The following is an 18,212-nucleotide window of genomic DNA, read 5'->3' as shown; positions in this document are numbered from 1 at the left end:
GCGCGTCGGCGACCACCGGAACGGTTCCGTCCAGGGTCCATCCCGCGGAACCCTCCACGGCGAGCACCCCTCCGGCCGGGGTCCAGCCGTCAGTGGTGCGTCCGACGGCGAGCGTGGCCGTCACGCCCTCGCTCCCGATGTGGGCCAGCAACCGCGCGGCCTCGTCGGTCCCGACGCCACCAGCGCGGCCTGGGCGGCGACCACCGACACCATGGGCACCGGCGCGAGTCGGCGCCCCAGCTCCTCCTGCGCGGCGACCGCGAGTGAGAAGCCGGCGCCTTCTCCCCCGTTCTCTTCCGGGACCGTCAGTCCGGGCACACCCATGGCCACGAGCTCCCGCCACAAGTCCCGGTGCCAGCTCTCGGGCCCGTCGGCCAGGGCGGCCACCGTCTCGATGTCGCAGCGCCGGCGCAGCAGTCCGCCCAGCGTCTCGCGCAGTTCCTTCTCGGTCTCCGCGTCGGCGGTCATCAGCGCACCTCATACTTCCGGTTCCTGGCAGCCTCGCGGTCGATCTGGGCCTTGCCGATCGGGTTGCCGATCTGGGTGTAGGCGAGGCCCGCTGCCAGCGCCTGGCTTCGTCCGGTGTCCAGGATTCCCAGATCGCCTTCACGCTCCCCTGGACCGCGACGGGCGGCTTCGCCGCGATCAGCGCGGCCAGTTCGTGCGCCCGCTGCCTCAGCCGAGTCCGCTCGACGACCTCGCTGACGAAGCCGATCTCGTACGCCCGGCGGGCCGACATCCGCTCGTCGTTGCCGAGCAGCACCATCCGCAGCACTTCCCGATCGGGATGCGGCGGGCGAGCCCGATCGGCTCCAGGGCCGCGACCATGCCGTATGTGGTGTGCGGGTCGAAGAACATGGCGTCCTCGTCGGCGATGATGATGTCGGCTTCGTTCAGCCAGTAGAGGGCCCCGCCGGCCACCATGCCGTGGACCGCGCAGACGAGGGGCTTCCAGCAGCGGTTCAGCTTGGGCGACAGGCTGGTGCCCGGATCAAGGTCGCTGAAGGGGTTGCTGTGCCGGTCGATGCCCTCCACCACGTCGACGCCGGTACAGAAGGCCCGCTCGCCCTCCGCCTGGAGGACCACAACGTGAACGGCGTCCTCCTCGGCCGCGTACCGCCACAGGGCGGAGAAGTCGTCCAGGGTCTGCTGGTTGAACGCGTTCAGCCTCTCGGGACGGTTGAGCGTCACCGTCAGGACGTGGTCCTCGCCCAGTTCGGCGAGGATCGTGCGGAAGTCCGGCAGCCCGCTCGTGCCCGGTGGTGGGGTCGTCATGCTTGCTTCCTCCCGAGGGCAATCCCAGGACCCTCTCGGCGATGGCGTTGCGCTGGATCTCCGCGGTGCCGGCCCCGATGGTCGAGGAGCGGCTCATCAGATATCCGTAGGTCCACCGTCCGCCTTCCGGTGCGGTCGGCTCACGCTGGCCCAGCACGGCGTCGGGTCCGAGCACCCGCAGCGCGACCTCGTGCAGGCGCTGGTCGAACTCGGCGCGGACCAGCCGGTTGACCGAGGCCGCGGGGCCGGGGTCCCGCCCCTGGAGCACGGCGTCGAGGGCTCGTCGGCTGTTGGAGGCGAGAACCCGCACCGATGCCTCGATCCTGGCCAGATCCTGCCGCACGAGAGGGTCGTTCGCGGCGCCCGAGGTCTTGGCGAGCCGGTGCAGTTCGTCGACGACTCGCCGGAAGCGGAATTCGTCGGAGAGAAACGCGGTGGCGCGCTCGTGGCCCAGACTGGTGCGGGCGATGGCCCAGCCTCCGTTCTCCTCCCCCACCAGGTTCTCCACGGGCACGCGCACGTCGTCGAAGTACACCTCGGAGAAGTGTGTGCCGCCACTGATGTCCTTCAGGGGACGTACGGTGATGCCCTGGCTCTTCATGGGGATGAGCAGGTAGGAGATCCCGGCTCCGCCGGGTCCGGCGGGGCCCGTGCGGATCAGGGCGAACATCCAGTCGGCCAGGTGGGCCATGGTGGTCCAGAGCTTCTGTCCGTTGACGATGTACTCGTCGCCGGCGCGTTCGGCGCGTGTGGTCAGCGAGGTGAGGTCGCTGCCTGCGTCCGGCTCGGAGAAGCCCTGGCACCAGAACTCGTCGGCGCGCAGCAGTGGCCGCAGAAACCGCTTCTTCTGCTCAGGGGTGCCGTGTTTGATGAGCGTGGGTGCCACGATGAACGACAGCCCGCAGGGGTGCTTGGGAGCCCTGGCGGCCGTCATCCGCTGGTGGTAGGCGATCTGGTCGGCCAGGTCCAGCCCCATGCCACCGTCCTCGGTCGGCCAGCCGGGCGCGGCGAGGCCGGTCTCCTGCAGCTCGGCGTGGAAGGCACGGGCCCAGGCCAGGCGCTCGGTCTTGTCGCGGGGTGGCCTGCCCGCGTGGGCGTCCAGGAACTCCGCGAGTCGCACGCTCCAGTGCGCTCGGCGCGCGGGGGGCGTGCCGGTGTCCTGAGCCGTGGCGCTGGGCATCGGGCCTCCTTGGGGTCGATGGGTCACGGCGGGGGTCATGCGGTGGGACGAGGCCGATGTCCTCGGCAACCCTTTCGAGGTGCCAGGAGGTACTGCCGAGGAGCAGCGCCGAGGACCTGGCCCGGCGCAGGTAGAGATGGGCGTCGTGTTCCCAGGTGAAGCCGATGCCGCCGTGGATCTGGATGGTTTCGGCGGCGGCGTGGACGTACGCCTCGGAGCAGTAGGCCCCCGCGACCGACGCGGCCAGCCCCTGTTCCCCGTGGTCGGATCCGACCACAGGCGCGCCGCGTCCCGCGCAGCCGCTTTCGCCGACTCCACTTCGTGGAGCAGTTCGGCGCACTTATGCTTGATCGCCTGAAAGGCGCCGATCGGTCGCCCGAACTGCTCCCGTGTCTTCGCGTACTCCACGGACAGCTCCAGGCACCGCTCCGCACCACCCGCCTGTTCGGCGGCGAGCGCGACAGTCCCCAGGTCGAGCGCTCTGCCGAGAGCGGCTGCGGCCGCGCCCTCGGCACCGATCAGCCGGGCGGGTGTCCCGTCGAAGTCGACTCGGGCCAGCTTGCGGGTGGGGTCGAGCGCGGGCAGCGGCTCGCGCTCCGCCCCTTCCGGCTCGGCGGCGAAGAGCGAGAGGCCCTTGTCCGTGCGTGCGACGGTCAGCAGTAGCCCCGCCGTACATCCGTCGCTGACCCGCTCCTTGGTGCCGTGGACCAGGTATCGGTCTCCGTCGGCCCGCGCTGTCGTCCGTATGGCGTCGAAGTCGCGGATATCCGCGTTGTCCTCGGCCACCGCGAGGGTCCCCAGGGTCGAGCCGTCCGCGATGCCCGGGAGAAGCTCGGCGCACGCCGCCTCGTCACCGCTCTCCAGGAGCACGGCCGGCGCGAGCACCGCCGAGGAGAGGTACGGGGAGCACAGCAGCGTGCGGCCCATCTCAGCCATGACGACCGCGAGTTCGGCGGCGCCCGCACCGGCCCCTCCGAAGCGTTCGGGGACGATCAGGCCGACCAGACCCAGCTCGTCCGCGAGGCGGCGCCAGACGTCGGGATCGTATCCCTCGGCGGTCGCCATCAGCCGTCGTACCTCGCTGCTCGGCGAGGCGTTGTTCAGGAAGGCACGGACGGCCTTGCGGAGTTCCTCGTGCCCGTCGTTCCGGTCGCTCACGGCGCTCATCCCTTCGGCAGGCCGAGGACGCGTTCGGCCAGGATGTTCTTCATGATCTCGGTGGTGCCCGCGGCGATGGTCGAAGACCGTCCCGCAGATAGCGGTAGACGTCGGGGCCGTCCCCGCCCGCGATGGCGGAGGGGCCCGCCGCGTCCAGCAGGGTCTCGCTGAGACGCTGCGTGGTCAGGCTCCAGCCGAGTTTGATGACGGACTGGGCGGGGCCGGGTTGTGCTCCCGCGCTGAGGGCGTCCAGCACATCCCGGCCGAGCAGGCCGAGTGCGCGGGCCTCGACGTAACGCCGGGCCAGCTCCTGACGCAGCACGGGGTCGGCCACTCCGTCCGGGAAGCCGGACACCGCTCCCTTCACCTCCCGCTGCAGGGAGTTGGCGAGTTCGACGACGCCCGCCCGCTCGTGGCCGAGTGTGGTCATGGTGACACGCCAGCCCTCGTTGAGCGGGCCGAGCAGGGCGCCCGCCGGGACGTGCACGTCGGTGAAGAACAGCTCGGCGAACTCGTAGTCGCCCGTGATCTGGCGCAGGGGACGACGTTCGATGCCGGGTGTGTCCAGCGGTACGAGCAGGACCGAGATGCCCTGGTGCGGCCGGGCCTCGGGGTCCGTGCGCGCCAGGAGTACGCAGTGGGTGGCCCGCATGCCGTCCGATGTCCACACCTTCTGCCCATTGATGCGGAAGCCCTCCCCGTCGGGCTCCGCCGTGTGCGCAAGGACGCGAGATCGCTGCCCGCGTCGGGCTCGCTGAAGCCCTGGCACCAGATCTCCTCCGTGGACAGGATCCGGGGAAGTGAGGCGCGCTGTCCGGGGGTGCCGAAGCGGGAGATGGTGGGGCCGACGTTCTTGATGCCGAAGACTCCGGCGATGGCCGGGGCGTCGACGCGGGCGAGTTCTGCGTCGCACTCCAGGCGGTCCAGGATGCCGAGGCCGCGGCCGCCGTCCTCGACGGGCCAGTGCGGGGCGGCCCAGCCGCCCTCGTGCAGAGCGCGCTGCCAGGCGAGGCGGGCCTCGAAGGAGCGGTTGTCCGGCCAGGCGCGGTGCAGGCCGGGGGCGATCTCGTCGAGGTGGGCCCGGAGTTCTTCGGCTGCCGTACTCATCGTCGTCGCCTTCGTCACTTGGGGCCGAAGCGCAGAGCGCCGTCGATACGGATCACTTCGCCGTTGAGGTAGTCGTTCTCGGCGATGTGCTGGACCAGGGCCCCGTACTCCTCCGGCCGCCCCATACGCTTCGGGAACGGCACCTTGGAGCCCCAGGTCTCCTGCGCCTGCTCCTCGGGGATGCGGAAGGCGGGCGTGAAGAAGGTGCCCGGCGCGATGGTCATGACGCGGATGCCGACCGCCGCCAGGTCGCGAGCGGCGGCGAGGCCGAGGCCGACGACCCCGCTCTTGGCCGCGGCGTAGTCGGACTGGCCGATCTGGCCCTCGAAGGCGGCGATGCTGGCTGTGTTGACCACCACGCCACGGGTGCCGGACCCGTTCGGCGTGTTCTTCGCCATCGCCGCAGCCGACAGACGCAGCACGTTGAACGTGCCGGTGAGGTACACGTCCAGGGTGCGTTTGAACAGGTCGAGGGCGTACGGGTCGCCCTCCCGGTCCAGTACGCGGGCGTGAGCGACCGGACCGCCGTGCGTGCTGACGGCAATCCTCAACTCGCCCAGACTCCGTGCGACGTCGAGCGCCGCCAGAACGCTGTCCTCGTCGGTCACATCGGTCCGGGCGAAGACCGCGTGAGCACCGAGTTCCTTGGCGAGCGCCTCGCCGCGTTCATCGGCGAGGTCGCCGATGACGACCTTGGCCCCGGCAGCCGCGAGACGCCGTACCGTAGCCTCGCCGAGTCCGCCCGCACCGCCCGTGACCAGGGCGACTCCACCAGCCAGCTCCACTGCTGCTCCTCGTCTCAGAGTCGGATTGTCTACTCGCCCCGCCACACCGGCGGGCGCTTCTCCGCGAACGCGATCGCGCCTCGCGCGCGTCGGCGGACTGCAACACGGGGGTCATGATCACGGCCTGTCTGTCGAACGCCTCGTCGGCGGACCAGTCGGCCGAGCGGACGATGATCTCCTTGGTGGCGGCGACCGCCAGCGGTCCGTTGGCGGCGATGCGCGCCGCGAGCTCCCGGGCTCCTTCCAGGGCCCTGCCGGGCTCGGTCACCCTGTTCACCAGGCCGTAGCGGTGAGCCTGTGCGGCTTGGAGGAAGTCACCGGTGAGGGCGAGTTCCATGGCGACGGCATAGGGGATCCGCCTCGGCAGCCGCAGCAGCCCGCCTGCTCCGGCCACCAGACCGCGCTTGACCTCGGGAATGCCGAACCTGGCGTCCTCGGCGGCCACGACCAGGTCGCAGGCGAGGACGATCTCGCAGCCACCGGCCAGGGCGTATCCCTCGACCGCGGCGATCACGGGTTTGCGCGGGGGCCTCCTGGTGATACCGGCGAAGCCTCGGCCTTCCAGGGCCACCGTCTCACCGGCCACGAACGCCTTCAGGTCCATGCCGGAACAGAAGCTGCCGCCCGCACCGGTGATGACGGCGGCCGTCAGGTCCCTGCGGGACTCGAACTCGTCCAGGGCCGCGGCGACGCCTTCACTGACAGCGCGGTTGACGGCGTTGCGGGCCTCGGGCCGGTTGATGGTGATGAGCGTGACGCCGTCGGCGTGCTCCACCAGTACCTCGTCGGGCATTGCTCGGGGTCTCCTTCAGAAGTCAGCGGGGCGCCATGCGGATGGCACCGTCGAGGCGGAGGGTTTCGCCGTTGACGTACGCGTTCTCGATCAGGAACTGCGCCGTATGGCCGTATTCCTCGGGTGAGCCGAAGCGCTTGGGGTTCGGCACGGTCTCCGCCAAGGAGGTCTGGACGTCCTCGCGCAGGGCGTCGAACAGCGGGGTCTTCATCAGGCCGGGGGCGATGGTGTTCACACGGATGCCGCGGCCGGCGAGGTCACGCGCGGCGACGATCGTCATCGCCACCACTCCGCCCTTGGAGGCACTGTAGGCGATCTGGCCGATCTGGCCCTCGTAGGCCGCCACGGACGCGGTCAGGATGATCACGCCCGTTCACCGTCCACAGGCTCGGTGGCCGCCATGGCCGCGCCGCCCAGGCGCAGGGCGTTGTAGGACCCCACGAGGTTGACTTCGATCACTTTCCCGAACCCGGCGAGTTCCCGGGCCGCCCGTCCCGGTCGACGACCGGAGGGTGTGGTTGATACCGGCACAGTGCACCAGGATGCGCGGCGGACCGGCCTCACCCGCCGCGGCGAGGGCGGCACGGAACTGGTCCTCGTCGGTCACGTCGGTGGGGACGAACCGCACCCGGTCTCCCAGTGCGTCGGCGATCTTCTGTCCCGGAGAGGAGGGCAGGTCGGCGATGACCACGTGGGCGCCGGCCTCGGCGAGACGATTGACCGTTCCCAGACCGAGGCCGGACGCACCACCGGTGACCACGGCGGACATTCCCGCAACACGCATGGAGACCTCCTGAAAGCAGGGGAGCTATTGCCTGGTTATCTTACCCCCCCGACAGCTTACTTAGTAAACTATGTTGATTGTTCGGTCATGCCCTTTCCGAGGCCTCCTCCGGCTGGGTCACCCTGGACAGACACAGTCGGCCTTCGGTGTCGAGCGCGCCGTGGTCGCCGGTCGCGAACCATCCGTCGGCGGTCAGCGGATCCCCGAACTGCTCCAGGTAACCGCGGAACAGCTCCGGCCCCCTGCTGAGGATGCATCCTTCCTGGCCCGGCGGCACGTCCCGGCCGGTGGAGTCCACAATCCGCACCTCGCTGCCCGGGAGCAGGCGCCCGCCCGCCGCACCGCGCAGACGCGAAGGGTCGCGTGGGGACCCACGGCGATGGTGGGATGCTCCACCCGGCCGTAGCCGCCATAGGCCGCGACACCGGCCCGCTCGGCCTGTTCCACGACCGCGGGCGTGATCGCTCCGAGGACGTGGCATTCGGTCATCCCGGCCGAGCCGTCCCCGCCGCGTGCGGCCGCGTCCAGCAGCCCGGCGAGATGGAAGCGGCTCAGCGCGGCTGACGTGACGCGATACGGTGCACCAGTTCCACCGCGCCATGCGCGTCCCAGCGCTCGAGGAACACTGTCGGCAGCCCGGTCACCAGCGCGCGCAGCAGGGCCGTTGTGCCCTCGAGGTCACCCGAGCCGGCGGGGCGAGGTGCACATGGCGGCGGGTATCACCCGCCGGTGGCATCGTGGCCAGCTCGGCGGACAGCGAGGCGTGGGTGTGCAGGACGGCTCGCGGCGGTGTCGCCCGGGTCGGCGGTGTGTGCAGGAGCAGCGCCACGTCGTCCGGGTGGGCGGTCGTCCCGGGAGGCAGCGGCCGGAAGCGTTCCAGCGTCTCCCACTCGAGACCGTCTGCGGGCACGCCCGCCATCGGCCAGGTTCCGGTGACCGCGACGACGTGCCGTAGCTGCGGCAGGCCGTCTGCCGCGCTGCGCGCCGGAGCACATCGTGGGAACGCCAGGCGAGGTAATCAGTGCCACGGCTCGCGATCGACGCAGCGCGCGAGCCACCCCCCGGGCATCCCAGGCGAGATCGAGCGGCATCAGAACGGCGCCTCGCAGGAGAACCGCCGCATGGGCGACGGCCTCCTCGACCCGGTGCGGCAGGTGCACGGCGACCACGTCACCCCGGCCGATGCCCAGCGCCGCAAATCCGCGGCGACACTGCCCGCGCGCCGGTGGAGCTCCGCGACCGTCACCTCGGCGACCGAGGCGGCACCGTGGAAGACGAGCCGGGCGTGCCCGTGTTCCTCGGCGGCGACGCGGAGGCCGACGGGCGACGGACCTGCCGGGCGCGCCCCAAGGGTATCCGCCGGTATCGATTGCCGTGACATGACATTCACTCCGCTCCTGGCGCATGGACTCGCTGACGCCGGGCCGCGCGGCGGCCCGCATGACCGACCTCGTCGGCGCCGTGCGCGCCGGTCGCCGCGCCGACCGTCACCGTGGCTCTCGAGGCAGCCCCAGCGCCGCTCGGCCACCACCGTGCGCAGCACCTCGTTGGCCCCGCCGGCGATGGTGTACGCCCGTGCGTACAGGAAGGCGTCCTGCCACCAGCCGCCGGACACGCGCCGGGATCGCCCTCGGTCAGCAGCGCGTCGGCACCCTGGAGCCCATGCCGAACTCGGCCAGCGCCAGGTTGGTCTCACTGAAGAAGATCTTGCCGAGGGGGCCGCCGCGGGATCCTCCCGGCCCGCCAGCATCTGTGACTGCTGAAGCTTGTTCATGAGGTTGTTCACGTGCACCCGGGTGGCGAGCCGCCCGACGTCCTGCCGCACGGAGGCGTCGTCGAGCGCGGAGCCCCCCGCGACGGAGGCGTTCGCCGCGACACCGAGGACGTCGTCCAGGTACAGGAAGAGTTCGGCAGCGTGCCGGCCACCCCGGTGCGCTCGTGGCGAGGCTGGACATGGCGACGCGCCATCCGTCATCGACCTTGCCGATGACACGGCCGGCGGGGATCCGCACGCCGTCGAGGAAGACCTCGTTGAAGTCCGTGGTGCCGGTGATCTCGCGCAGCGGGCGGATGTCGACACCCGGCGAGCGCATATCGAGGGCGAAGGCCGTGATTCCCTCGTGCTTGGGGGCTTCCGGGTCGGTACGGGCCAGCAGGTAGCCGACGTCCGCGTGCTGGCCGTTGGTCGTCCACACCTTCTGGCCGTCGATGACGAACTCGTCGCCCTCCCGTCGGGCCCTGGTGCTCAGCGCCGCCAGGTCACTGCCCGCGCCGGCTCGCTGAACAGCTGGCACCAGATGTCCACGGCCCCTCTGATGCGGGGCAGGAAGTGGCCCTTCTGTTCCTCGGTGCCGTACTTGATCACGGCCGCCGCGGCGAGCGCGGCGGCACCGATCGGCTCCCAGGTACGCGCCCGCGTGAGCTCCTCGGCCACGATGAAGGCCTCCAGAGGATGAGCGTCCGGACGGCCTCCGTACCCCTCCGGCCAGTCGATCCCCAGAAAACCCTCGGCATACAACTGGGCCGTCCAGGCCCGAATCGCCGGAACGAGTGAGGGCTCCGGAGCGCGTACCCCTGTATGCGCCTTGATTCCAGGCGCATGATCGGTGATGAAGGCACGCACACGGTTCCTGAACGCATCGAGTTCGGGGGAGGTGTCGAGTCGCATGGGTGGCCTCCATCGGGTGCGCCGAGGCCCTCACAGACCTCATCTACTTGGTTAACTTAGTGATAGCATAACCTTCCCCATCTGGTGGAGCCACGTGTCGGGCCGCGCCCCGGCGGAGAGAGGGAGCACGGTGGATTTCGAACCCAGCGAAGAGCAGGGGATGCTCCGAGACGTCATTCGGGCCACCCTCAGGGACCACGCCGGACCCGACCGTGCACGGGGCCTGCTCAACGCCGACGAGGACGTGGACCCCAGGCTGTGGCGGCTGGCAGCGGACCTGGGCTGGATGGGCCTCGCGCTTCCCGAGGAGTACGAAGGCACGGGCCAGGGACTGACGGAGCTGGCCCTTACGGCCGAGGAACTGGGACGGGCCGTGGCCCGCGGCCCGTTCCTCACCAGCGCCCTCGTCGGACTCGCCGTGAGCCGCGGCGGCTCCGCCGAACTGCGGGCCGAGACCCTGCCCGCCATCGCGGCCGGAGCCGCCCGCGCGACCTGGGCATTCGCGGAACCAGGGGGCCAATGGAGCACGCGGCACCTGCTCACCAGGGCGACACCCCGGCAGGACGGTTTCCTGCTGCACGGCACCAAGTCCACCGTGCAGGACGCCGGCGGCGCCCGCTGGCTGATGGTCACAGCGCTGCTCGACGGCGAGCCGGCCAACTTCCTCGTCGACCGCCAGGCCAATGGTGTCATCGTGCGCCGCCAGCGCTCCATGGACCTGACCCGCAACCTGTACGAGGTATCCCTGGACCAGGTGCGCGTCCCGGTCGGCCATCGGCTGGACGGCGGGCCCTCGGACGTGAGCGCGCTCCGCGACGCGGGAGCCGTCCTGACCGCCGCGGACGCGCTGGGCGCGGCCGAGTGGCTGCTGAACGCCACGCTGGACTACGCCAAGGTCCGGGTCCAGTTCGGACGGCCCATCGGCAGCTTCCAGGCGATCAAGCACAAGGCCGCCGACATGCGCATGGCCGTTCAGGGCATGCGGGCCGCCGTGTACTACGCCGCCATGGCCGCCGACGCCGGTGCACCCGACGCCGGCAGTGCCGCGAGCATCGCGAAGGCCTTCGCCTCCGAGAAGGCGAGCGAACTCGCCGGCGAGGCCCTCCAGATCCACGGCGGGATCGGCTTCACCTGGGAACACGATCTGCACCTGTACCTGCGGCGCGTCAAGGCCGACGAGGTCCTGTACGGCAACGCCGCCCCGCACTACGAACGCGTGTGCCGGCTGCTACTGGCGGCCCGGCACCCGGTCGCCTGAGGCATCGATGCCCGCAGAGGACCGCCTCGGCCCCCGTGAGCTGGCGGACGAAGGCATCACGCGACTGGAGCTGGCCCCGGGCGGGGACCCGGTCGCACCGGTCGCCTTCGTCGACCTGGACCGCTGGGGCCCGCACGATCCGGTGCCCGTACCGGCCGACGAGCCGCACCGCGTACTGATCGGAGTGGCCGAGGCTCCCCCGCCGGACCGCCTCTCGCCCCTGCTGCACGCGCTGGCGTTCACCCTCGTACCGGCGGGACAGGGCGCCGGCGGGCCCGAACGGGTCGGCGTGGCGGACCCTGGGCAACCGCCGCGAGCGTCGCCGAGTACGCGGAGGCCGCGCCCCGAGCCGCGGTGACGCTGGCCGGCCTGCTCAGACTCACCGAACGGCTGCCGGTCGCCGAGGGCCTGACCGCTGAGTCGCTGGCCTACTCGACACTGCTGGCCGGTCCCGAGTTCGCCGCCTGGCGCGCACGCTCGCCCCGACGCCCGGTGCCGAGCCATCCCGAACCGGTCCTGCTCTCCCGCGAAGGCTCCCTCCTGCGTGTCACCCTCAACCGGCCGCAACGCCACAATGCCTTCAGCCGGGATGTGCGGGACGGCCTCGTCGAGGCCCTCGACCTCGCTCGTCTCGATCCGACGATCACCGAAGTGGAGCTGAGCGGCAAAGGCCCGTCGTTCTGCAGTGGTGGCGACCTCGACGAGTTCGGTACGACCCCCGACGCGGCGACCGCCCATCTGATCCGCGTCCGGCAGAGCGCCGGCCATGCCGTGCATCGGGCCGCCGGCCGTATCCGGGCCCGGGTGCACGGCGCCTGCATCGGCGCCGGCATCGAGGTCCCGGCGTTCGCGGGCCGGGTCGAGGCCACCCCCGAGGCCTGCTTCCAGCTCCCCGAGCTGCGCATGGGGCTGGTTCCCGGGGCGGGGGGCACGGTGAGCGTGACGCGGCGCGTCGGGCGGTGGCGGACGGCGTACTTGGTCCTCAGCGGCGCACCGATCGATGTGCGCACCGCGTTGGAGTGGGGCCTGGTCGACGCCTGCGAAGCCCGCTGAATCACCCGGTCGGCAGGGCGCGGCCGTCCCGGTCCGGGGCGGCCGCGCCCTGCCGGTTCAAAGCCCCGCCACGCCGGAGCGCAGCCGGGTGACGACGCTGCGCCGCACCAGCTTGCCGTGGGCGTCCTCGGAAGCTCGTCCAGATCTCGATGCGGTCCGGGGTCTTGCTCCCCCGCAGCGCATCGCGGACGAACTGACACAGTTCCCCGGGCTCGGCGGTTGCGCCCGGCCGCGCCACGACCACGGCCTCGATACGCTGTCCCCACTCCTCGTCGGGTACGCCCACCACGGCGACGTCCAGGACGGCGGGGTGCCGCATCAGCACGTCCTCGATCTCCGCTGGGGCGATGTTCTCCGCGCCGCGGATGATGGTGTCGTCGGCACGGCCCGCGATGAACAGATAGCCGTCCTCGTCCAGGTACCCGTGGTCACGGGTGTCGAAGAACCCCGGGCATCGACGGCCCTGCCCTGCCCCACGTACTCGGCGGAGACCTGCTCGCCCGTACACAGACCCGTCCCTTCTGTCCCGGCGGGAGCAGCCTGTCCTCGTAGTCCCGGATCTCCAGCTCGACCATGGGCACCGGGCGGCCGACCGAGGCCAGGCGTGCGCGGACAGCCGGGGCATCACTCGCGAACGCGGTCCTGTGGTCCTCGGGGCCGAGGACGGCGATGGTCGAACTGGTCTCGGTCAGGCCGTACGCGTTGACGAAGCCGACATGCGGCCAGGTCCCGAGCGCCCGCTCGATCACCACCGAGGGCATCGGCGCCCCGCCGTAGGCGAGTCCGCGCAGCGCCGGCAGCGTCTTGTCGGCGCGGCTGTCCACGATCCGCGCAAGCATCGTGGGCACCACCATGGCATTGGTGATGCCTTCGTCCCGCATCAGCCGCAGCCACTCCTCGGGGGTGAAGCGCTCCAGCACGACCGTCCTGCGTCCGGCGTAGAGGTTCGTGAGGACGTTGGCCACGGCCGCGATGTGGTACGGCGGAACGCTCATCAGCGCCGCCTCGTCCGGCTCGGCGGAGGCGAACTCGACCGTGCCCAGGACGTAGGACACCAGATTGGTGTGGCGGAGCAGCACGCCCTTGGGAACCGAGGTGGTGCCGCTGGTGTAGATGATGACGGCCGGGCTCTCCGGGTCGGTGAACGTCTCTTCGAGGTCCGCCACCGCGCTTTCCCGGGTGGCGCGCAGCCACTCCTGGCAGGTGCGGGCCCGCAGGCCCGCCCGCTTCAGCGTCTCCAGTTGCTCCTCGCCCGCGATCCCGAAGGCCTTGGGATGGTTGGCGAGGACCGTGGAGAGCTGCTCCTCGCCGAGGCGGTAGTTCACGGGAACGAGTGGTACACCGGCCCGGGCCGCCGCGCACAGGGCGACGGGGAAGGCGGGACCGTTCACATCGAGGAAGACGACCGCGTCGGCACCCGCCTCACGGATGTCGGCGGCGGCCACGAGAGAGGCCGCGCGGAGCTCCGTGGCGGTCAGGCCGCCTCCCGGCGGCCGGTGACCACACGGTCCCCGAAGCCCTCGGCCGCCATGTCGAGCAGCATCGTCACATTCACTGCAGGCTCACCTCTCGCCGGGTCAGTCGGAAGCCGGAAGCGCCTTGGCGGCCTTGACCGGCAGCGGGCGCCCGTCCACGGCGAGCGTGCCCTGCCCGGCCTTGGTGCACAGCAGCTCCAGGCCGAGTTCGTCGTCCGCGTAGCGCTTGCCCAGCAGTGTGCCGTCGGCCTGAGCCGGGTCGGGCCCCCTACGGTGTCGGGCCTCTCGCGTGCGTCGCACATCGGCGCGCCTCCGCAGGTGATGCTCACGTCGGTGCCGGGGGCACGGACGACGATGACGGCCGTCTCGTCAACGGTGCTGGCGAGCGTCTGCCCGATTCGTGGCTTCACTGTGACTCCCAAGGTGTGCGTTTCATTCTCGGCGGAGGTGTTTCCGGCCGCATCGGCCGCGGCTCCTGCGGAAGCCGGCGCAGTCTGCGCTTCCCGGCCTTGCCCGCCGGGATGAGGGAAATGGGCTGGAAGGGCCGGCGGAACCCCTGCGCCACCGGCCAGGGGGCGGCCGTCACCGACGTGGACCCCCGCGGGGTCCCGGGTGTCTTCCGGGCAGGGGCCGCCCCGGCGGTCATGCCGCTCCGCCGGCGGCCAGCGAGGCCCGTACGAGGTCGAGCAGCTCGACGCGGCTGACCTTGGACGACGGTGTCCGCGGCAGCGCGTCGACGACCAGGATATGGGCAGGGATCTCGTACGGGGCGAGCACCTCACGGCAGGACATGGTCAGCTCCTGCGCGGTGGGCGGTGTGCAGCCGGGCCTCGGCTCGACGGCGGCCACCGGCACGTGGCCCAGGCGGGCGTCCGGCAGAGCGGCGACAGCCGCTTCGTGCACGGCGGGGTGACGCTCGAGGGCCCGGCGCACCTGGTCGGGCTGGACCTTGAAACCGCCGCGAATGATCGCGTCGTCCGCCCGGCCGTGGATCCACACGAATCCGTCCACGTCGAGCCGGGCGAGGTCACTGGTGCGCACCCAGGCGCCGCTCCCGTCGGGCGACTGCGCGGTACGGATCTCCAGGCGTCCCACGTCGCCGAGCGCGGCCTCGGTCCCGTCGTCCGCGACCACGCGCATCTCGACACCCGGGAGAGGGCGTCCGGCGCTGCCCGCCTTGGTGTCCCACCACCTCTTGTGCAGCGGAAGGGTCCAGGCGGCGACGGCGCCGGCGAACTCCGTGGCCCCGTACGTCATCAGGACGCGGGCGCCGTACGCGCGGAAGAAGGCGTCCGCGAGTTCGGGCGGGCAGTAGGTGGTGCCACAGGTGACGACGCGCAGGCTGGAGAGCCTCTCCGGCGGCACCGCGGCGTCGAGGACGGTACGTAGCGCGGCCGGGACGAGTCCGGCGGCGGGCGGCCGATGCCGTTCGACCGCGCGCACCCAGGACTCCAGTGCGAAGCGGCGCAGGAGGACGAGGCGGCGACCTGCGTAGAGGCCGGAGAGTGCGCTCCACAGACCACCGATGTGCACGAGCGGGGTGGTCACGAGGCTCACCCCGGAGCGCAGCAGCGCTCCCTTCTTCGGGCTCTGTCCACTGGATTCCAGGGCCGTGTCGAACTGCCGGTCGAGGAGGCGGACCCTCTTGGGCGGGCCGGTCGTACCGGAGGTGAGCATCTCGATGGAGACGCCCACGGCGGTCTCGGCGTCCGGACGCGGGCTGCCTCCGGCCGGCTCCAGGCTGCCGTCGGGCTCGAGCCGGAGTCCCAGCCCGGTCCCGGTGACGGCGCCCAGCACGCTCTCGTCGTCCAGCGTGCCGGGGGACGCGACGACCACGGACAGTCCGCTGCGCGCGATGTCCGCGGCCAGCCGCTCGGGGGGCTGGAGGGGGTTCAGGGTGACGACGCATCGGCCGGTGGCGAGCACGGAGCAGACGACGGCGAGGTGCTCGGGCCGGTTCTCCAGAACGACCCCGACCCTGGTTCCTTCTCCCAGGCCCGCTTCCGTCAGCGACGCGTCGAGACCCCGGGCGGTCGAACGCAGAGCGCCCCAATGCCACCACGATTCCTCGAACTCCACGGCCCGGGAGTCCGTGGGAGCCTTGCTCAGCAGTTCGGCCAGGCGACTGCGAGCGCCCATAGGCCACCTCCACTTCCAGAGAAAGCATACTGAGATAACTATGTATGGAACAGCCCCATGGGCATGGCACGGTGAGATCACCCTCCGTTCACGCACGGAGGACCGTCGCCGGCACCGTCAGACCGCGGCCAGCAGCTCGACAATCGTGGCGTTGGCCATGCCGCCCCCCTCGCACATGGTCTGCAGGCCGTAACGGATGCCGTTGTCCCGCATGTGGTGGACCAGGGTGGTCATCAGACGGGCCCCGAGGCGCCCAGCGGGTGACCGATGGCGATGGCACCGCCATTGGGGTTGAGGCGCCCGGGGTCGGCTCCGGTCTCCGTGAGCCACGCCATCGGTACGGGCGCGAAGGCCTCGTTGACCTCGAAGACGCCGATGTCGTCGATGGTCAGACCGGAGCGGGCGAGCGCCTTGGCCGTGGCGGGAATCGGGGCGCCCAGCATGAGCACCGGGTCGTCACCGGCGAGCACGGCCGTGTGCACGCGGGCGATGGGGGTGAGGCCCAGCCGGGCGGCCTGCTCCGAGGTCATCATGAGCAGCGCCGCCGCACCGTCGCTGATCTGCGAGGAGTTGCCGGCGTGGATGGTGCCGTGCTCCTTGAAGGCGGGCCGCAGCCCGGCCAGCTTCTCGGCGGTCGTCCCCCGCCTGAGGCCCTCGTCCGCGGCGAAGACCGTGCCGTCGGCGAGGGCGACCGGTGCGAGCTGGCCCTCGAAACGTCCCCCGTCGGTCGCCTCCGCGAGCTTGGCGTGGGAGGACGAGGCGAACTCGTCCATCTCCGTGCGGCCGAAGCCCCACTTGTCGACCATCATTTCGGCGCCGACACCCTGGCTGAAGGCCGCACCGTAACGCTCCTGCACCAGCGGGCCGCCAGCACTGCCCAGCCCAGGGTCCTTCACCGAGGACCCGATGGGCACGGCGCTCATCATCTCGACGCCGCCCGCGACCGCCACGTCGTACTGCCCGGAGATCAGGCCCGCGGCGGCGAAGTGCACGGACTGCTGGGACGAGCCGCACTGGCGGTCGACGGTGGCGGCCGGAACCGACTCCGGCCAGCCGGCCGCGAGCACGCCCATGCGCGCCACATTGTTGGCCTGCTGACCCACCTGCTGCACGCAGCCCCAGATGACGTCGTCGACCAGCGCCGGGTCGAACCCGGTGCGCTCGACCAGCGCCCGGAGCACATGAGCCGACAGGTCGGCGGCGTGACGGTCCGCGAGGGTTCCGTGCCGCTTGCCGACCGGAGTGCGGACCGCATCGACGATGACGGCATCGCGTGTGGACATATGGCAGCCTCCTTCACCACAACAACTGTAGGTTAGTTTACTAGGTCACCTATGATGTCTCCAGGGCTGGTCTGCTTCACACCGCAGTCGCGGCCCGGCGGCCAGATGTCCGGATGACGTGTGAAAGGACCGGTGACATGCGGATCGGAATGCCGATGGCCTACAGCGGGGGTTCGCCGAGACAGTCGGCGAACTGGTCGACTACGAGAAAGCGGGGCTCGACATCGTCTTCGTCCCGGAGGCGTACAGCTTCGACTCGGTGAGCCAGCTCGGCTACCTGGCCGCGCGGACGAGCAGCCTCGGCATCGCCTCGGGCATCCTCAACATCTACTCCGCACACCGTCGCTGCTCGCCATGACGGCGGCCGGCCTCGACTACGTCTCGGGCGGCCGATTCACACTGGGGATCGGCGCCTCCGGCCCGCAGGTCGTCGAGGGCTTCCACGGCCTGCCGTACGACGCCCCTCTCGCCCGTACCCGGGAGGTGACGGAGATCTGCCGCAAGGTGTGGAGCCGCGAGCCGGTCGTGCACGACGGACCGCGCTACCAGCTGCCCCTGAGCCGGGTGCACGGTGGGTCGGGCCTGGGCAAGGCGCTCAAGCTGATCAACCACCCGGTGCGCGCACGCGTTCCCATGGTCCTGGCGGCGCTCGGTCCGAAGAACGTCGCCCTGGCCGCCGAACTGTTCGAGGGCTGGGAACCGATCTTCTACTTCCCCGAGGCGCGCGAGCCGCGTTCGGCGAGTCCCTGGACTCGGGCGCGGCCCGCCGCGCCCCCGAACTGGCTCCGCTCGACACCATCGTCGACACGCATGTCGCGATCACCGAGAACGCCGAGGAGCGCACGGCCGCCGAACAGCAGGTGCGCGAGCATCTGGCCCTGTACGTCGGCGGCATGGAGGCAAGGGCAGGAACTTCTACAACGACCTGACCCGCCGGTACGGCTTCGAGGAAGCGGCCGCGACGATCCAGGACCTTTTCCTCGACGGCCGCAGGGAGGACGCGGCCGCGGCGGTCCCCGAGGAACTGGTACGCGGCGTCTCCCTGATCGGTCCGCCCGGCTGGGTCAAGGAGCGCGTCACGGCCTTCGCCGAGAGCGGTGCCACCACCCTCAACGCCAAGCCGCTGGCCGCGACACACCAGCGGCGCGTCCGGGATGTCAGCACCCTGAGGGAGCTGAGCGCGTGACGGGCCCGGCGCAGGGCCCGCTCGCCGGAGTGCGCGTACTCGAAATCGCCGGCCTCGGCCCGGCTCCC

At 71.2% G+C, this 18,212-nt stretch carries 17 protein-coding genes and 10 pseudogenes; 5 read left to right on the top strand and 22 right to left on the bottom strand.

Features of this window, described 5'->3' with window-relative positions; all coding sequences use genetic code 11:
• Nucleotides 1–120 precede the first annotated feature (120 nt).
• The 17 genes and pseudogenes from LIV37_RS50255 to LIV37_RS50195 all read right to left on the bottom strand — a co-directional run bounded on the left by LIV37_RS50255 (nucleotide 121) and on the right by LIV37_RS50195 (nucleotide 9,750).
• Nucleotides 121–468: an acyl-CoA dehydrogenase family protein gene (locus LIV37_RS50255; protein ID WP_254807193.1), complete on the bottom strand. Its 348-nt coding sequence runs from the start codon at nucleotides 466–468 to the stop codon at nucleotides 121–123.
• A gap of 207 nt (nucleotides 469–675) precedes the next feature.
• Nucleotides 676–1,275 (bottom strand): enoyl-CoA hydratase/isomerase family protein, encoded by a 600-nt coding sequence (locus LIV37_RS50250; RefSeq protein ID WP_254807192.1) that lies wholly within the window; start codon nucleotides 1,273–1,275, stop codon nucleotides 676–678.
• 37 nt (nucleotides 1,276–1,312) lie between these two features.
• Nucleotides 1,313–2,329 (bottom strand): annotated as a pseudogene (locus tag LIV37_RS50245) (acyl-CoA dehydrogenase family protein); the annotation flags it as partial.
• A gap of 241 nt (nucleotides 2,330–2,570) precedes the next feature.
• Nucleotides 2,571–2,732 (bottom strand): annotated as a pseudogene (locus LIV37_RS52355) (acyl-CoA dehydrogenase family protein); the annotation flags it as partial.
• A gap of 56 nt (nucleotides 2,733–2,788) precedes the next feature.
• A pseudogene (locus LIV37_RS50240) lies at nucleotides 2,789–3,622 on the bottom strand (acyl-CoA dehydrogenase family protein); the annotation flags it as partial.
• A gap of 40 nt (nucleotides 3,623–3,662) precedes the next feature.
• Complete coding sequence (locus LIV37_RS50235) at nucleotides 3,663–4,382, bottom strand: acyl-CoA dehydrogenase family protein (RefSeq protein ID WP_254807191.1); 720 nt, start codon at nucleotides 4,380–4,382, stop codon at nucleotides 3,663–3,665.
• A gap of 71 nt (nucleotides 4,383–4,453) precedes the next feature.
• Nucleotides 4,454–4,720, bottom strand: a pseudogene (locus LIV37_RS52900) (acyl-CoA dehydrogenase family protein); the annotation flags it as partial.
• 14 nt (nucleotides 4,721–4,734) lie between these two features.
• Nucleotides 4,735–5,505: an SDR family NAD(P)-dependent oxidoreductase gene (locus LIV37_RS50230; protein ID WP_020874743.1), complete on the bottom strand. Its 771-nt coding sequence runs from the start codon at nucleotides 5,503–5,505 to the stop codon at nucleotides 4,735–4,737.
• Complete coding sequence (locus tag LIV37_RS50225; protein ID WP_338119185.1) at nucleotides 5,387–6,298, bottom strand: crotonase/enoyl-CoA hydratase family protein; 912 nt, start codon at nucleotides 6,296–6,298, stop codon at nucleotides 5,387–5,389. Before LIV37_RS50225 ends, LIV37_RS50230 begins: the two co-directional genes overlap by 119 nt.
• Nucleotides 6,299–6,320: 22 nt before the next feature.
• Nucleotides 6,321–7,067, bottom strand: a pseudogene (locus tag LIV37_RS50220) (SDR family NAD(P)-dependent oxidoreductase).
• A gap of 100 nt (nucleotides 7,068–7,167) precedes the next feature.
• Entirely contained in the window at nucleotides 7,168–7,563 is a 396-nt protein-coding gene (locus LIV37_RS51965) for an AMP-binding protein (protein WP_276064844.1), read from the bottom strand.
• 159 nt (nucleotides 7,564–7,722) lie between these two features.
• Nucleotides 7,723–7,992 (bottom strand): hypothetical protein, encoded by a 270-nt coding sequence (locus tag LIV37_RS50210; protein ID WP_254807189.1) that lies wholly within the window; start codon nucleotides 7,990–7,992, stop codon nucleotides 7,723–7,725.
• Between the two features lie 88 nt (nucleotides 7,993–8,080).
• A pseudogene (locus LIV37_RS52895) lies at nucleotides 8,081–8,242 on the bottom strand (hypothetical protein); the annotation flags it as partial.
• On the bottom strand, nucleotides 8,173–8,463 hold the full coding sequence (locus tag LIV37_RS50205; RefSeq protein WP_254807188.1) for a hypothetical protein: 291 nt from the start codon (nucleotides 8,461–8,463) through the stop codon (nucleotides 8,173–8,175). The gene LIV37_RS50205 and the pseudogene LIV37_RS52895, both read right to left, overlap by 70 nt.
• A 195-nt stretch (nucleotides 8,464–8,658) precedes the next feature.
• Nucleotides 8,659–9,057: pseudogene (locus LIV37_RS52890) on the bottom strand (hypothetical protein); the annotation flags it as partial.
• A 100-nt stretch (nucleotides 9,058–9,157) separates the two neighbouring features.
• Nucleotides 9,158–9,376, bottom strand: a pseudogene (locus LIV37_RS52885) (acyl-CoA dehydrogenase family protein); the annotation flags it as partial.
• Nucleotides 9,328–9,750 (bottom strand): acyl-CoA dehydrogenase family protein, encoded by a 423-nt coding sequence (locus LIV37_RS50195; protein WP_254807186.1) that lies wholly within the window; start codon nucleotides 9,748–9,750, stop codon nucleotides 9,328–9,330. The gene LIV37_RS50195 and the pseudogene LIV37_RS52885, both read right to left, overlap by 49 nt.
• Nucleotides 9,751–9,880: 130 nt before the next feature.
• On the opposite strand from LIV37_RS50195, the gene LIV37_RS50190 reads away from it, so the two are divergent.
• The 3 genes from LIV37_RS50190 to LIV37_RS50180 are packed head-to-tail and all read left to right on the top strand — an operon-like array spanning nucleotide 9,881 to nucleotide 12,061.
• Entirely contained in the window at nucleotides 9,881–11,008 is a 1,128-nt protein-coding gene (locus LIV37_RS50190) for an acyl-CoA dehydrogenase family protein (RefSeq protein ID WP_020874738.1), read from the top strand.
• 7 nt (nucleotides 11,009–11,015) lie between these two features.
• Nucleotides 11,016–11,366 carry a hypothetical protein gene (locus LIV37_RS50185; protein ID WP_254807185.1) on the top strand — a complete coding sequence of 117 codons (351 nt, stop codon included), beginning with the start codon at nucleotides 11,016–11,018 and terminating at the stop codon, nucleotides 11,364–11,366.
• Complete coding sequence (locus LIV37_RS50180; RefSeq protein ID WP_254807184.1) at nucleotides 11,363–12,061, top strand: enoyl-CoA hydratase/isomerase family protein; 699 nt, start codon at nucleotides 11,363–11,365, stop codon at nucleotides 12,059–12,061. Before LIV37_RS50185 ends, LIV37_RS50180 begins: the two co-directional genes overlap by 4 nt.
• Before the next feature lies 1 nt (nucleotide 12,062).
• Here the strand turns inward: LIV37_RS50180 and LIV37_RS50175 are convergent, their stop codons facing one another.
• From LIV37_RS50175 to LIV37_RS50155, 5 genes and pseudogenes are all read right to left on the bottom strand, one after another.
• Nucleotides 12,063–12,569, bottom strand: a complete 507-nt coding sequence (locus LIV37_RS50175; RefSeq protein WP_254807183.1) for an AMP-binding enzyme — start codon at nucleotides 12,567–12,569, stop codon at nucleotides 12,063–12,065.
• Entirely contained in the window at nucleotides 12,490–13,506 is a 1,017-nt protein-coding gene (locus tag LIV37_RS50170) for a class I adenylate-forming enzyme family protein (protein ID WP_254807182.1), read from the bottom strand. The genes LIV37_RS50175 and LIV37_RS50170 overlap by 80 nt, the downstream gene beginning before the upstream one ends.
• A gap of 132 nt (nucleotides 13,507–13,638) precedes the next feature.
• Entirely contained in the window at nucleotides 13,639–13,836 is a 198-nt protein-coding gene (locus tag LIV37_RS50165; RefSeq protein ID WP_254807181.1) for a hypothetical protein, read from the bottom strand.
• A gap of 342 nt (nucleotides 13,837–14,178) precedes the next feature.
• Entirely contained in the window at nucleotides 14,179–15,675 is a 1,497-nt protein-coding gene (locus LIV37_RS50160; RefSeq protein ID WP_020874734.1) for a class I adenylate-forming enzyme family protein, read from the bottom strand.
• A gap of 117 nt (nucleotides 15,676–15,792) precedes the next feature.
• Nucleotides 15,793–16,958: pseudogene (locus tag LIV37_RS50155) on the bottom strand (thiolase family protein).
• A 193-nt stretch (nucleotides 16,959–17,151) separates the two neighbouring features.
• Here LIV37_RS50155 and LIV37_RS52880 point away from each other — a divergent pair.
• A pseudogene (locus tag LIV37_RS52880) lies at nucleotides 17,152–17,624 on the top strand (LLM class flavin-dependent oxidoreductase); the annotation flags it as partial.
• A gap of 259 nt (nucleotides 17,625–17,883) precedes the next feature.
• A complete protein-coding gene (locus tag LIV37_RS52340) occupies nucleotides 17,884–18,144 on the top strand; it encodes an LLM class flavin-dependent oxidoreductase (protein WP_338119190.1) in 261 nt (86 codons plus the stop codon).
• Nucleotides 18,145–18,212 lie beyond the last annotated feature (68 nt).

Source organism: Streptomyces rapamycinicus NRRL 5491 (assembly GCF_024298965.1).
Lineage (GTDB): Bacteria > Actinomycetota > Actinomycetes > Streptomycetales > Streptomycetaceae > Streptomyces > Streptomyces rapamycinicus.
The sequence above is the reverse complement of the archived record's forward strand: the minus strand, read 5'-3'. Positions and strand labels throughout refer to the sequence as shown.

Coding starts and splice junctions, on each gene's coding strand:
- LIV37_RS50255 (WP_254807193.1), bottom strand. CDS start 468: ATGACCGCCGACGCGGAGACCGAGAAGGAACTGCGCGAGACGCTGGGC.
- LIV37_RS51965 (WP_276064844.1), bottom strand. CDS start 7,563: ATGCCACGTCCTCGGAGCGATCACGCCCGCGGTCGTGGAACAGGCCGA.
- LIV37_RS50185 (WP_254807185.1), top strand. CDS start 11,016: ATGCCCGCAGAGGACCGCCTCGGCCCCCGTGAGCTGGCGGACGAAGGC.
- LIV37_RS50195 (WP_254807186.1), bottom strand. CDS start 9,750: ATGCGACTCGACACCTCCCCCGAACTCGATGCGTTCAGGAACCGTGTG.
- LIV37_RS50205 (WP_254807188.1), bottom strand. CDS start 8,463: ATGTCACGGCAATCGATACCGGCGGATACCCTTGGGGCGCGCCCGGCA.
- LIV37_RS50225 (WP_338119185.1), bottom strand. CDS start 6,298: ATGCCCGACGAGGTACTGGTGGAGCACGCCGACGGCGTCACGCTCATC.
- LIV37_RS50160 (WP_020874734.1), bottom strand. CDS start 15,675: ATGGGCGCTCGCAGTCGCCTGGCCGAACTGCTGAGCAAGGCTCCCACG.
- LIV37_RS50250 (WP_254807192.1), bottom strand. CDS start 1,275: ATGACGACCCCACCACCGGGCACGAGCGGGCTGCCGGACTTCCGCACG.